General features: G+C 36.4%; 12 protein-coding genes. 9 read left to right on the top strand and 3 right to left on the bottom strand.

Annotated elements, in window-relative coordinates; all coding sequences use genetic code 11:
- Positions 1-52: 52 nt before the first annotated feature.
- Positions 53-1,378, bottom strand: coding sequence for a site-specific integrase (locus AC106K_RS11115; protein WP_482445333.1), 1,326 nt, complete (start codon positions 1,376-1,378; stop codon positions 53-55).
- Between the two features lie 328 nt (positions 1,379-1,706).
- Between AC106K_RS11115 and AC106K_RS11110 the strand changes: the two genes are divergently transcribed.
- From AC106K_RS11110 to AC106K_RS11100, 3 genes are all read left to right on the top strand, one after another.
- Complete coding sequence (locus AC106K_RS11110) at positions 1,707-3,527, top strand: DKNYY domain-containing protein (RefSeq protein ID WP_482445332.1); 1,821 nt, start codon at positions 1,707-1,709, stop codon at positions 3,525-3,527.
- A gap of 165 nt (positions 3,528-3,692) precedes the next feature.
- Positions 3,693-5,420: an ABC transporter ATP-binding protein gene (locus tag AC106K_RS11105; RefSeq protein ID WP_482445726.1), complete on the top strand. Its 1,728-nt coding sequence runs from the start codon at positions 3,693-3,695 to the stop codon at positions 5,418-5,420.
- Between the two features lie 63 nt (positions 5,421-5,483).
- Entirely contained in the window at positions 5,484-6,434 is a 951-nt protein-coding gene (locus tag AC106K_RS11100) for a helix-turn-helix transcriptional regulator (RefSeq protein ID WP_482445330.1), read from the top strand.
- A 247-nt stretch (positions 6,435-6,681) separates the two neighbouring features.
- Here the strand turns inward: AC106K_RS11100 and AC106K_RS11095 are convergent, their stop codons facing one another.
- Positions 6,682-7,173, bottom strand: a complete 492-nt coding sequence (locus AC106K_RS11095) for a DinB family protein (protein ID WP_482445328.1) — start codon at positions 7,171-7,173, stop codon at positions 6,682-6,684.
- A 173-nt stretch (positions 7,174-7,346) separates the two neighbouring features.
- On the opposite strand from AC106K_RS11095, the gene AC106K_RS11090 reads away from it, so the two are divergent.
- The 5 genes from AC106K_RS11090 to AC106K_RS11070 all read left to right on the top strand — a co-directional run bounded on the left by AC106K_RS11090 (position 7,347) and on the right by AC106K_RS11070 (position 12,044).
- Positions 7,347-7,931: a hypothetical protein gene (locus AC106K_RS11090; protein WP_482445326.1), complete on the top strand. Its 585-nt coding sequence runs from the start codon at positions 7,347-7,349 to the stop codon at positions 7,929-7,931.
- Positions 7,932-8,254: 323 nt separating this feature from the next.
- Positions 8,255-8,824: a cob(I)yrinic acid a,c-diamide adenosyltransferase gene (locus tag AC106K_RS11085; protein WP_185287492.1), complete on the top strand. Its 570-nt coding sequence runs from the start codon at positions 8,255-8,257 to the stop codon at positions 8,822-8,824.
- A 20-nt stretch (positions 8,825-8,844) separates the two neighbouring features.
- Complete coding sequence (locus AC106K_RS11080; RefSeq protein WP_482445324.1) at positions 8,845-9,471, top strand: thiamine diphosphokinase; 627 nt, start codon at positions 8,845-8,847, stop codon at positions 9,469-9,471.
- A gap of 180 nt (positions 9,472-9,651) precedes the next feature.
- A complete protein-coding gene (locus AC106K_RS11075) occupies positions 9,652-10,527 on the top strand; it encodes a tyrosine-protein phosphatase (protein WP_482445322.1) in 876 nt (291 codons plus the stop codon).
- Between the two features lie 122 nt (positions 10,528-10,649).
- The gene (locus AC106K_RS11070; protein WP_047095919.1) at positions 10,650-12,044 is read left to right on the top strand and encodes a type III PLP-dependent enzyme domain-containing protein; all 1,395 of its coding nucleotides are present in this window, start codon (positions 10,650-10,652) and stop codon (positions 12,042-12,044) included.
- 137 nt (positions 12,045-12,181) lie between these two features.
- On the opposite strand, the gene AC106K_RS11065 is transcribed toward AC106K_RS11070, so the two are convergent.
- A complete protein-coding gene (locus AC106K_RS11065; protein ID WP_482445320.1) occupies positions 12,182-12,841 on the bottom strand; it encodes an HAD family hydrolase in 660 nt (219 codons plus the stop codon).
- Positions 12,842-13,172: 331 nt separating this feature from the next.
- Between AC106K_RS11065 and speB the strand changes: the two genes are divergently transcribed.
- The gene (speB, locus tag AC106K_RS11060; protein WP_482445318.1) at positions 13,173-14,030 is read left to right on the top strand and encodes an agmatinase; all 858 of its coding nucleotides are present in this window, start codon (positions 13,173-13,175) and stop codon (positions 14,028-14,030) included.
- Positions 14,031-14,041 lie beyond the last annotated feature (11 nt).

Below are 14,041 nucleotides of genomic sequence, written 5' to 3'. Positions count from 1 at the left end.
GCAGGATAGTTAAATCCTGCTTTAAACTGATAAGTAAAGAATACACTAATTTTTAAACCGTAATTTCTCCGGTATCGTAAATTACATCTGCGTTTGTGTGTTCATTCAATAATGCTACTTCTTCGCTTTCCATTTTAATAATAAACGCATCTTCCATAGCCTGAAATTTTGGGGCAACTAAATCCATATCCTTACTGATTTTTTGGCTTGTGATTTTGGCGTAAATCTGTGTGGTGGAAATATTTTTATGCCCCATCATTTTACTAAGGCTTTCAAGAGGTACGCCCTCGGTCAAAAACATTGTTCCGAAAGTATGCCTTGCCGTGTGAAAGGTTACTTTTTGCTCTGTAATGATTTCCGCTTCGACAATCAATTTACCTACGTGAGTATTGCAGGTTACATTGGTCGGAACCGGAAAGATAAATTCATTCCTTGTAGTACCCTGATATTTCTCAATGATACGTTTTGGTATCTCCATTAAGCGAACATTGGAAGAAATATCTGATTTCTTTCTTCTGCTGATAATCCACTGATGACCGTCAAAGAAAGATTGAATGTTGTTCCTTGTCAGTTTTTTAATATCCGCATAAGCAAGTCCGGTAAAACAACTGAAAATAAAAAGGTCTTTTACAAGTTCATACCGTGGGTGCGATGGTGCGCACATCATCAGTTTTTCTACATCTTCTTTAAGGATATAACCCCTGTCGGTTTCTTCCATATTGATTTCGTAATCCTGAAACGGATTATCACGTATCAAGCCTTTCTTAATAGCCAGTTCCACCAGACTTAATACAGGCATCGTGTAAACCCAAACTGTATTATGCGAAGACTGTAAATCGTACCGGAGGTAAAAATCAAATTCACGGATAAAATCGGCAGTCAGTTCCCGAAAAGCCATATCATCACGATGATAGCGTTCCTTTATGAATGTGGTAAGATGATTGTAAACTGTTATATACTTGTTATAGGTACTTTGTGAGCGTTCTTCCTTTTCGACCAATTTTTTAAAATTCTCATTTTGGTCGTTGAAGACTTTTAATATCGCATCATCCATTACACCAACACCCAAGAATGAGAGCTTTACTTTTTGGGCGGTAGCAAAGCCCTCGTGCTTCAGCATATCTTCATAAATCTTGTCGATACGCCCACGTATATTATCGAGTTTTTTATTAATGCCCAATGCTTGTGCACTTTTACCCTCAACTCTTCCGTACTTTAAATCCCAATTATTGGGGTTTATTTCTAACTTTGTTCCCAAAGTTTTAGCTGTTCCATCAATGGTAATACGTGCCATAATTGGTGCATTCCCGTTCTTTTTCAGTTCGTTCTTTTTCAGGTAGAAAAGCAGTTTGAACGTGGACTTTTTTGTCTGTTCCATAACTCAAATGTTTAATGTTTAAAATTAAATTACATTGAGTTACAAGGGAATGTAAAAAGGGGTGCAAAATACTGAAATATAATCAGTTAAGCTATATAGTTGCCTTTGTTAATCGGTAACGAATTAGTAACCTAACCTTGTATTTTTAAGCCCAAAACCTATCGGACACCGAGTTCCAAACTAAGACTACTGTTTTATAAAGCATTGTATAGCAACGGTATTAATCGTTTTGCTTATTTTTGCTTTTTACTAATCTTTTTTTTAAAAAATAGTAAAACGGATGCAAAATCTTTGAAATTACTATATTAGTGCCATAACATACATTGGCATGATGAGGTATTTTCTACTTCTTTTATCTTTTGTTTTTTCAATAAAAACATATGCTCAGAAAACCGATTCCATAAAGGCTCCGGTTATTAATCCTGATTTATTGGTTGAGGAGAATCCTAAGCTGGCCTCCTACACCTATTTGATCAATGATCACTTTATTGTTTATCAAAAAGATAAAAGAACAAGAAAGGTGGTCAAAGCTGATACGAAATCGTTTACTTTTTCTAGTAATAGCAATGAAGCAGGGATGGCCAGAAATAAAGATGGAGTCTTTGTGAATGGTGATTTTGTGAAAACAGATACATTAGGCTATCAATTTATCGGGCTCACGAATGACGGCCCTTTATGGCGAACTCAAAAAGCAATTTATAAAAATCTTACTGAGCTTAAAAACTTTAAAGCTTCCGAATTTACTCCTCTTAAAGACTCTAAAGGAAACAATTCTACTAAAGGATATTATCAATTTAATGATCGGGTATATTACTATGATAAATTGACTGACATCGATATTCATACGGTTGTACTTCTGGGATCAGAACGATGTTATGATAAAAACGGAATGTATGAATGGGGAGAAAAGTATCTTTTTGAAGGCGAGCAGTTGCAATATCTCAGTCCTTATTTCGCTAAGGTGAAGAACAGTCTTGTAAAGAGTGTTAGTTTCAAAGTATCTATTCCGGAAAGTGATGCTGATTCTTTTATTCAGCTGGGAGAATTTCATTCTAAGGATAAAAACCATGTTTATTTTGAAGATCATATTTTTTCCGGTGCAGATCCCTCTTCGTTTGTTACTCTTTCGGGCTATTTTTCTAAAGATAAAGATCATGTATATGAACATGGTAATATTGTGAAAAATGCTGATGCTGCTACTTTTGTTCACCTGGAAGGTCCCTATTTTAAAGATAAAAATCACATCTATTGTAGAGAAAAAATATTGCCTATTGACGTTGCAAATGCTGATAAGATAAAAATATGGTATGATCATTATTATATGGACAGCTATATTACAGATGGGAAGAATCTATTTTCATATAATACTTTATTAGAAGGGGTTCAACTGGATATTCCAAGTTTTGGAGTGATCAGTAAACAACGACTTTGTTATGATAAAAATGGAGTGTATGAGAGAGTTTATAACAATAGAGATTTTCTTCTTAAAAAGATTCCGTTTCATTATTCCACACCTCCGGATAACAGCAATGTTTTTATAAGTGATAAAATGGATGAGTATCTTTTCTATAAAGACCAGGCATATAACAAAACTACAGGCTTTTTTGACAACCTGACTCAGGAACAGATTGATCTGGTAAAGAACCGGGAAAGAGATCTGATCAAAATTAATGGTTCTGTTCAGTTGAAAACAATTTACAGAATTCTCCTGGGAAAGGTCAATAATAAAATCTATTGGGGAAATGAAGAAACCTCAGCAGATCCTGACACCTTTGAAAAAATCGAGGGAACATATAGCTATTATAAAGATAAAAATAATGTATATCTGTATTCTTATGGTGATGGATTAATTATTCTAAAAGGAATAGATCCGGGTTCTGTACGGCCGTTTAATGAATTTCTGGCTGATAAGAATTATATTTATAAGAATAACTCTAGGATCATTAAAAGTGAAAACGTGGAACTTCTTGCAGTATACGAAGGTTCATGGCCTATGTGCGGAGTAGGAAACCCTGTTTCGTCAACCTTCTATCTGTTCAGAAATAGTGAAGGATACTGGCTGGCATTGATCCCTTCAAGAGGAGCAGTACAAATCAAAAAAATCAGTGAAAAAGATCCGGCCCTTAAAAAGCTCTTAGGAATCAAATAAATCAGAGATTTTAGCCTGAAAATCATAATAAAAGCGTACCTTTTTCTTTTGAAAACGGTACGCTTTTCAGTTTAAATAATTCCTATGGCAAAACCTTTCAACAGAACCGTTACTTTATTCGGAATTTATAAGCAGCTTGTCCCCTTTATCAGACCGTATCGATTAATGATTTATGGAACGCTGTTTCTTACCTTTTTAGGGGCACTTGCAGCACAGGTAAACCCAATTGTCCTGAAATATACCGTAGATGAGGTGACGAAGCTTACCCATCTTCCTCATCCGATGACAGAAGGTATTCATATTCTGGTTGTCATTTCAGTAATTTTATTGGGGAAAGAGCTTTTAAATATCTTTATCAATTTCGGACAGAAATTTTATGGCGAAAAGATCCGTATTAATGTAAGTTCTATCCTGGCACAGTCGGCGATTGATAAGATTTTAACTTATAAAGTCGCTTATTTTAACGATGAAAACCACGAATCCGGAAAATTACAAATCAGAATAGACCGTGGAATCGAAAGTCTGACGAAATTGGTTCAGAACTTTTTCATTGATATTCTGCCTTTATTCTCCAATGCCATCATTGCCCTGATCATCATGTACATGCAGAATGTGTACGTGGGAGCGGTTTCTACGATTATTGTTCCGATCTATTTTTATATAAGTTCCCTTCAGGCCAAAAAACTGAGCGGAGTACGCCGACAGCTCAGAAACCAGAGAGAGAAAAAAACTTCAGGGCTTCTGAATCTGATCAATTCAATTATGGTAATTAAAAGTTTTGTCCGTGAAAAATTTGAAGGTAAAAAACAGTATGACCTTCAGATGCAACTGATGGAAAGCCAGATGTTCACCAGAAAGACCAATTTTATTTACGATGGGTTAAAGACATTCATCGAGCAGTTCGGGGTCGTTCTGATTATTCTTCTGACCGTTTATCTGGTACTGGATCAGCAAATGACCATTGGAGCCATTATGCTTCATATTATGCTGTTCAACAACGTATCAGCACCTATCCGCCAGCTGCACAGGATCTATGATGATATGAATGATGCCATGATCTATGCCGAAGGTTATTTTGAAATTTTAAATGCTGATGTCGAAACAGAAGCCAACGGAAATTTCGTAGAAAAAGAGATCAAAGGAACTTTCGAACTGAAAAATGTAGATTTTACCTATCCTAATGGAACGAAAGCTTTACATAACGTCTCCATGAAAATTGAAAACGGAAAAACAACAGCTTTGGTTGGATTGAGTGGAGCAGGAAAGTCTACGGTAATCAATCTTTTATGTAAATTCTATCTTCCGGATTCCGGAGAAATTGTACTTGATGGAGTAGATCTGAATGAGTACGACAATACTTTTCTGAGAAGCGATTTAGGGCTTGTTCTCCAGAAGAATCACATCTTTCAGGGAAGTATTGAGGATAATATCCGGTACGGAGATATGAATGCCGGTTTTGAACAGATAGAAGAAGCGGCCAGAAAAGCTTATCTGCACGATCAGATCATGGATCTTCCCGATGGGTATAAACATGATGCTACACAGCTTTCAGGAGGCCAGCAGCAGAGAATTGCCATTGCAAGACTATTTTTGAAAAACCCTCCGATCATCTTTCTTGATGAACCCACAGCCAGTCTGGATGCTATTGCCACGGAGCAGATTAAAAATTCACTGGATGCCATCAAAACAGGAAGAACCGTAATTATTATCTCGCATTCTCTATCCCAGATTTTAGATTCAGATACCATCTATGTCATGAAAAAAGGAAGAGTCGTAGAAAATGGAACCCATGATGAACTTTATAATAAAGACGGAACTTACCGTGAAATTTTTGATGCATCAGCCCGTAGTTTAAATCTGGATAAACTCGTCAATACCTATAAAGAAAATTAATTGAAAAAGCTGGTAGATGATAAGCTGTACCTCAAAAAAGAATTTTAGCTTTGTTGACGCAATATGAACGACCATTATCTAAAAAAACTGGACCGGGTAACTGCTATCCTTACGCAATTACAATCTAAACCTGTAGTACGGGCACAGGATCTGGCAGAGAAATTTGACGTCAGCATACGAACCATTTACCGGGATGTGAAAACCCTCGAAAATGCGGGTATTCCTATTGTGGGAGAAGCTGGAAACGGCTATTCTTTAATGGAAGGGTACAAGCTCCCGCCGATCATGTTTACCAAAGAAGAAGTATTGAGTTTCATTACTGCAGAAAAGCTGATGCAGAAGTTTTCCCATCAGAGTTTAGGAAACCATTATCAGGTGGCCATGGAGAAAGTACGTTCGGTATTGAGACACTCGGATAAGAATCTGATTCAGAATATTGAAAAGCAGATTGATGTTTTTAGTGCTCATGCCCATTCTGGGGATTCATTGAAAAATGTTATTCCAATTATTCTTGAAAGCATCGCAGAGAAAACCCAGTTGAACATAGAATACCAGACGGTAGATGGAAGGATCAGCAACAGAACTATTGAAGCAGTGGGAATTTTCTTTGAATTCAATTTTTGGTATATCATGGCCTATTGCATCCTGAGAAAAGATTTCAGGCAATTCCGAGTAGACAGAATTCAGCAGATTTCCAAAACACAGACTCCTTTTTTGCAGGAATATGGGCAAATCAATGACTATAGGAAATCTCACGGGAATAAAGTGCAGGCTAAACTTTTGGTGGATAAAAAAATCATGTCTCACCTCGTGAACTCAAAAAAATACTATGGACTCATTGAAGAAGTAGAAACAGACCAGGGGATGGAACTTACCTTTGAAACCGAATGGATCAATGATGGATTTCCACGATGGCTGATTACTTTTGCTGATTACGCTACGGTTCTTGAGCCGGAAAGTCTCCGTATACGGCTGAACGAGCTTCTTGTAAAGATGACCGACAGGCACAGATAAAAACCCCAACAGATGTTGTTGAGGTTATAGTGACTTTATTGAGGCAAATAGATGAAATGGTTGATTAATAAGAGCAAAATTGCAAAATCGTAAAAATGCAGATTGAGTGTAAAGGCTTTTTTAATGGGATTGATAAGAGTCTGCGATTACATTGAGCTTACAAAAGATGATTAATTATATTTTGTATTAGCAAACTACCTTCTTTTTATCCTTTTCGCCTTTTTGCGAATCAGCATTTTCACTTTAATTAAAATCTCTCCCAGAAGAAAGGCGGTTCCATTCCTAAAGCTCTCAGATAAACATATCCCTGGGCACGGTGGTGAATCTCGTTATCTACAAAATAGAGAATGTTCTCATATACCGGGAATTCATATTGCCCGAATAGATTGAATGTTTCCTGAAAACGCTCTTCAGAGATCATATTAAAATAGTGGTTGATAACTTCAGTTTCCTCGTCCCATTTTTTTAAGATGTCTTCTTTTGTTTTGGGATTAAAACCTTCCTCAGTATAAGCTTCGGTGTTCCCTTCAACAATTCCTTTTAAGGCCGTTCCGCCGATGCTGATCAGTTCGGTTGCCATTTTGGCAAAAGGTCTCATTCCTCCCACTGAGAATTCAAATAATTCCTTTTCAGGAAAAGCATCAATCACTCTTCTTGTCAGGTTTCTGTGTCCCTGCCAGTCTTTTAATAATTGATCAGTAGTCATAAATTGTTTTGTAACTGTGGCTGTACTTGTCATAATTGTATGGTTTTTGTTTATTGCTGATACAAAGGTAAGAGGGAGTGATGACAACAGTTTGTCAGCAGTGTTTTTGAAATTGAAAAAATATTTTTTTCTTTGCTAAAATATCCGAACCTACTTTTCCGTTAGAAGAAAGTATATTAATAAAAAGAAATTCACCAATTAGAATTATGAAGAAGTATATTTTGCCTGTTATGACCCCTTTTTTATTAGTATCATGCAATAAAATTGAAGAAAAAATAGATCAGACCGTTCAGGAAACCACCGAAAAGGTGCAGCAGAAAGCCCAGCAGGCGGTTGAAGAAACGGTAAAAAAAACAGTTAATGAATCTATCAACTCTTTAACGAATTCCCAGGACGCAAAATTTAACGAGGTTTTTCCTACTACAGGCAATAGTATTGTTACCGAAGAAAAGGGAAAGAAAATCAAAATTCCCGGAAGACCGGAGGGATATATATTCAAATACAAAGCTGATATTGCTGTATTACTTCCTTTTCTGGAAGGGCAGCCCACTTCGGATGAAAGCAAGTCTGAAAAAAAAGCCCGTAAGATCGACGGAAAAAGTATAGTAGACAAATTAAGTTTCATGTCCAAATTTCTTCCAGAAAATACTTTTGATACCAGCTTCCTGGAAGATATTAAGAATGATAAGAGTATTGAATATTATAAACTGATGAGATTTCCAAACAGTAGTACAATCATCTACAACCCAAAAAATCAGACCATCATACAGTACGTAGAGGTAAATAAATAATTTGGATATGGCCGGTTTTCCGGCCATTTTTTAGAGGTATTGTGAGCTGGAATTGAAGAGCTTATTGTGGTATTTTATCAGGGTACGGTAAAGACCACCCCGTCAAAAATTCTTTGAATTTTCGGAGGAAGGGAATATGGCTGCTTTAAATAGAATTCTGGTGAAAATCGGAGATTTTAAGGAAACTTATGTGTCCTTTTCAGACAGTTAGTAGTCCCTTAAAATAACTTAAGTGTTTCAAAATTTTGTAGTTAAATCTGTTCAGAGGCACATCATTCAGTATTTTACTTTTTACATTGTACAAAAAAAACTATTTTAGTCGTATGAAAATTTATACAAAAACAGGAGATAAAGGTCAAACGGCACTCTATGGCGGAACGAGAGTTTCCAAAGCCAGTGCCAGAGTAGACAGCTACGGAAATATAGATGAGCTGAATTCATTCATCGGAATTGCAAAAAGCCATATTGAAGACGAAGAAGTTTTAAGACAACTGAAAAAAATACAGTTTGATCTGTTTACAGTAGGGTCAGAAGCCGCTACGCCCGTAGATAAATTGATGTTGGCGAACGGAAAATCACGTCTTCCGATCATTATTTCAGAAACTGAAATTGAAGAACTGGAACAGTGGATGGATGCTTTTGACGAAAAATTAGAGCCGCTACAATATTTCATTCTTCCCGGAGGCGGAAAACCTGCTACTTTTTTACATGCAGCGAGAACCATTTGCCGAAGAGCAGAGCGTTCATTGGTATTTTTAAATGAATCCGAAGAAGTACGTCCGGAACTGATCAAATATTTAAACAGACTTTCAGACTATCTTTTTGTGTTAGCAAGATATATTTCGAAACTGAATAACGAATCAGAGGAGTACTGGAATCCGAACGAGAGATAATGAAGAGAATTTAAATGAACGTGAAAAAAGTATTACTTTTCATCAATGGAGAAGCCCCGAAAACTTTTCCGAATCCGGAGCTCTATGATTTGATTGCCTGTACAGACGGTGCTTTCCACTATCTTAAGAGACTGGGATTCCCTTTAGATAAACTGGATTTTATTTCCGGAGATTTTGATTCTCATTCCGGATCGGATGAAAATATTTATCAGGAAAAATTTATCCATACACCGGATCAGAATCATACCGATTTTTATAAAGCATTGGATATTATTATTGAAAGGGGAGGAAAGAATGTTGATGTATTTGGTGGAAGTGGAGGCGAGCAGGATCATTTTCTAGGAAATCTGACGGTTGCTTATGCTTTTAAAGATCAATTGGAAGTCAAGTTTTATGATGAGTTTTCAACCTATTATTTCATTCCTAAAAACTTTGTGCTAAAAGGAATAAAAGATAAAATGGTTTCCCTATATCCGTTTCCTGCAGCTGAAAATATTACAATGAAGGGACTAAATTGGCCTTTGGAGAATGGAAGTCTAAACATTACCTCAAGAATCGGAACCCGAAACTTTGCGGTTGAAGACGAGGTTTCCATTACTTATGAAAAAGGAGACCTGTTGATTTTTATCGGGAAAAATTATTTGTAATAGAATTTTAAATAAAACCTCATCGGTCCCATTCAATAGAAACGGGCTTTAGCCCGTTTAATAAAAATGAAATAAGATCCATTGGCTTCAGCCAAAACTTAAAATAAGTATTAAACTACAAAAGGTACTCAAGTGTTTTAAAATAAACTTTTGTACCTTTTGTGTTTAAATAAAAAAAGATTGAATAAATTAATCAAAATACCAGCTGTTACCCTTTCATTATTCTGTATTTTCTCATGCAAAACACAGCATTTTGAAACCCCGGAATATGGAAAAAATGAAACTGAGAAAGTCATCAGGATCAAAAAAGTTACCAATTTCCGAACAGTAGGAAGTATTAAGAATGCTGAAGGAAGAACTTTAAAAGAAGGTAAGTTTTTCAGAAGTGCCCATCTTCATAAGCTTAAAAAGAAATCTTTTAATGATTTTGAAAAGCTTGGGATAAAGGAAATCATCGACCTTCGCAACTCAAAAGAAATAGCTCAGAAACCTGACCAACTTCCTGACGGGATCATTTATAAGAAATATTCAGCTTTTGAAGATGAAGGAGATCAGCTTGCTCAGGCAAAAAAACTGGTTCTCAAAGGAAAAGTGAATGCCTCAGATGCCGATAAAAGAATGATCGACTTTTATCGTGAATATGTGACTGAGAATCCGGAGACAATAAAGACGATCATTACAGAAATTCTGGAGTCTGATCATCCGATTCTTTACCATTGTACGGCGGGTAAAGACAGAACGGGTATTACTACAGCTTTAATCCTTACCATATTGAAGTTTGATAAAGCAACCATCTATAATGAATACCTCTTATCCAACAACTTCAGAAAGCCTTTAGTAGAGAAGAGACTTCGGCTGGCCAATACCTTACATTTCCTGTATCCGAAGATGGATTTGCAGGTTCTGGAAAAACTGAGTTGGGTAGAGAAAAGATACCTTGATGCAGCTTTTGGGGAGATCGAAAAAAAATATGGCTCTACAGATGTTTACATTCAACAGGTATTAGGCATTTCTGAGGCTAAAAGAGAGGAATATATTCAAAAGTTTACCTACTGATTATCAGGTGTAAATTTTTATAAAATAGAATATTGAGGGTTTATTTAAAATTATGATAATTTTAACATCCAAAAATCAAACTTTTTTAGCAATTTTGCATTTCTTAATTCACTTGTTTAGAAATGAAAATAAAGTACTCGGAACTTATTGATCAGACATTATATTTTCCTACGGAGGAGTTTAATGTTTCTGAGAACAATTTGTTGTTTCACGACGTTCCCTTAATGGACGTAGTTGAACAATTTGGCACTCCGCTAAAGATTAGCTATCTGCCGAGAATTTCTCAAAATATTCAGAAAGCAAAAAGCTGGTTTAAAGAAGCTTTTGAAAAAACTGAATATAAAAAGAGTTATACCTACTGTTACTGTACAAAATCCAGTCATTTCAATTTCGTATTGGAAGAAGCGTTGAAAAATGATATTTCAATAGAAACATCTTCCGCTTATGACATGGATATTGTAAAGTCTCTTTATGAAAAGGAGAAAGTGGATAAAAATATTGAAGTGATCTGTAACGGATTCAAAACAGATGATTATCTGACAAAGATTTCAGATATGATCAATAACGGTTTTGAAAACATTACTCCGATTCTGGATAACTATCGTGAGCTGGATAAACTTACAGAAAGCATCGATTCTACATTCAATATCGGAATCAGAATTGCTTCCGAAGAAGAACCGAAATTCGAATTTTATACCTCAAGACTGGGGATCGGATATAAAGACATTATTCCTTATTACAGCCAGAAGATCGCAGAACACCCGAATGCAAGATTGAAAATGCTTCACTTCTTCATCAATACGGGGATTAAAGATACTTCTTACTACTGGAATGAATTGTACAAATGTCTTCGTGTGTATGCGCGTTTGAAGAAAATTGCTCCTGAAGTGGATTCATTGAATATCGGAGGTGGTTTCCCAATCAAAACATCATTGAACTTTGATTATGATTACCAGTATATGGTAGAGGAAATCGTTTCTCAGATCAAAAAATTCTGTGAAGAGGAAGGAGTAGAAGAACCAAACATCTATACTGAATTCGGAAGTTTTACAGTAGGAGAAAGTGGGGCTAACCTATATAAAATCATTTCTCAGAAACGTCAGAACGACAGAGAAAAGTGGAATATGATCGACTCTTCTTTCATGACGACACTTCCTGATACATGGGCGATCTCAAGACACTTTATCATGCTTCCGCTTAACCGTTGGGAAGATACGTATGAAAGAGTATTCTTAGGTGGACTGACTTGTGATTCCGACGATTATTATAACTCAGAGCAGCATACGAACGCCATTTATTTACCTGTTTTCAGCGATACCAAGCCTTTGTATATCGGATTCTTCCATACAGGAGCTTATCAGGAAACAATCGGAGGTTATGGGGGAGTTCACCACTGTCTGATGCCTCAGCCGAGACACGTCCTGATCCAGAAAGACGAAAACGGCGAACTGCAGTACGAGATTTTCCGTGAAAAACAGGAACCGGAAGATGTATTGAGACTTCTTGGTTACAAATAATCCTGTGATCAATAGAAACGAATTCTGAGCGTAGTCGCGAAGGATAGTCCGTTTCATAAAAAATTAAATAAAATCTATTGGTTTTAGCCAAAACAGATATAAAACGAAAGCTCTCAGATTCTGAGAGCTTTTTCTATTTAAAAATATTTTGAAATCTTGTCCAGTTCAAGGTCTTCATAATCGGAAACCACAGTATCTGCCAAGGTATAATCTTGATTTTTTGAATGTGGACTTCGGTAAGCGGCACAGAAAATCTTCGCTCTGTGGGCAGCCAGAATCCCATTTGTAGAATCTTCAATCACCATGCAGTTTTCAACAGGTTCGCCAGCCATTTCAGCAGCCAACAAGAAGACTTCAGGATGAGGTTTTGATTCCTTTAAATCAGCACCACTGATCTTTCCGCTAAAATACTTCTCAAGTCCGAATTTTTCAAAAACCATATTGATGGTGGTCATCGTGGCAGAAGACGCCAATATCAGCTTGATACCGTTTTCATGATAATGCTGGATCAGATTTCTTACACCGGGAATGAGGTCAAATTCATCATCATTGTAAAAATAATCTTTGAAGTGAGATCTTTTGATTCCTGCAATAGATTCGTAAGTCTGATCTAAGTTAAACTCCTTGATCAGAGTTTCAGAAACTCTTTTGGTAGAAGCCCCCGTGAAAGAGGTGTATAGATCTTCGGAAACTGCAATTTCCAATTCATCGAACGTTTTGAAATAAGCTTTTCTATGCAAAGGTTCTGTGTCTACAATCACCCCATCCATATCGAAAAGAACAGCTTTTAAAGACATATTTAAGTTTTTCACAAAAATAGGAAATTGAGTTGAAAGGAGAAAGTTCAACGAGGCAGGAAGTCTGAAGAGGGAAGCAGGAAGTTATTCTAGGATAAATTTCAATATATCGATGATAAATAGATTGAAGGTATTTGTTAAATTGAACTCAAAATGATTCTTTAAACATTCATTACTTCCTTCTTCCAGCCTCCAGCTTCCTGGCAAATATTAAAGGATAATTATCATCTACAAACTCTCCAAGCTCTTACGCTCCAACTCGCAAACTCTTCGTATCTTTGCAGAATCATTTAAACTTTCAATCATTTAATTTTTTAATTAATAATTATATATGAAAACATACGCTGGAATTCCTGAAGAAAACGCAACGTTGGAGAATTCAAAAGTAATGTTGGTAACGGTTCCTTACGACGGAACTTCAACATGGGGGAAAGGAGCTGATAAAGGTCCTGAATTATTCCTAGACGCTTCTGAAAATATGGAGCTTTATGACATTGAAACTCAAACTGAACCTTACCTTCAAGGGGTGTACCTGGCTGGAGAAGTTTCTGAAAACTCTTCTCCTGAAGCGATGACGGAAGCTGTTTATCAGAAAACAAAAGAGCTTTTGAACAATGAAGGGAAAGTATTCACGCTATTCGGTGGTGAGCACTCTGTTTCTATCGGATCTATCCGTGCAGTAGGTGAGAAATTTGAAAATCTTACAGTTCTTCAGTTAGACGCTCACACAGATTTACGTCCAGAGTTCCACGGTTCTACTTCTAACCACGCTTGTGCTGTGTTTGAAGCTAACCAGAAACATAACTTAGTTCAGGTGGGAATCCGTTCTATGGATGCTGAAGAAGCTCAATATCTGCCGGAAGGAAGAGTGTTCTTTGCTCATGAGATCGCTAACAACGAAAACTGGATAAATGATGTATTGGAAAAAGTTTCAGGAAATGTTTATATTACCATTGATCTTGATGCTTTCGACCCTTCTATCGCTCCTTCTACAGGAACTCCTGAACCGGGTGGACTACAGTGGTATCCAACATTGGAACTATTGAGAAAAGTATTCGAAAAATGTAACGTAGTAGCATTTGATATTGTAGAATTGATGGATTCTCCAATGGCTAAGCCAACCGCTTTCCTTGCAGCTAAGTTATATTATAAAATGCTTGCTTATAACGATATTTATAACAACAACTAATATTCCGCAAG

This window comes from Chryseobacterium sp. FR048 (assembly GCF_056844665.1).
This window is presented reverse-complemented; position numbering and strand designations above follow the sequence as displayed.

Coding starts and splice junctions, on each gene's coding strand:
- AC106K_RS11100 (WP_482445330.1), top strand. CDS start 5,484: ATGAACGACCATTATCTAAAAAAACTGGACCGGGTAACTGCTATCCTT.
- speB (WP_482445318.1), top strand. CDS start 13,173: ATGAAAACATACGCTGGAATTCCTGAAGAAAACGCAACGTTGGAGAAT.
- AC106K_RS11085 (WP_185287492.1), top strand. CDS start 8,255: ATGAAAATTTATACAAAAACAGGAGATAAAGGTCAAACGGCACTCTAT.
- AC106K_RS11110 (WP_482445332.1), top strand. CDS start 1,707: ATGATGAGGTATTTTCTACTTCTTTTATCTTTTGTTTTTTCAATAAAA.
- AC106K_RS11090 (WP_482445326.1), top strand. CDS start 7,347: ATGAAGAAGTATATTTTGCCTGTTATGACCCCTTTTTTATTAGTATCA.
- AC106K_RS11095 (WP_482445328.1), bottom strand. CDS start 7,173: ATGACAAGTACAGCCACAGTTACAAAACAATTTATGACTACTGATCAA.
- AC106K_RS11070 (WP_047095919.1), top strand. CDS start 10,650: ATGAAAATAAAGTACTCGGAACTTATTGATCAGACATTATATTTTCCT.
- AC106K_RS11115 (WP_482445333.1), bottom strand. CDS start 1,378: ATGGAACAGACAAAAAAGTCCACGTTCAAACTGCTTTTCTACCTGAAA.
- AC106K_RS11105 (WP_482445726.1), top strand. CDS start 3,693: ATGATTTATGGAACGCTGTTTCTTACCTTTTTAGGGGCACTTGCAGCA.
- AC106K_RS11065 (WP_482445320.1), bottom strand. CDS start 12,841: ATGTCTTTAAAAGCTGTTCTTTTCGATATGGATGGGGTGATTGTAGAC.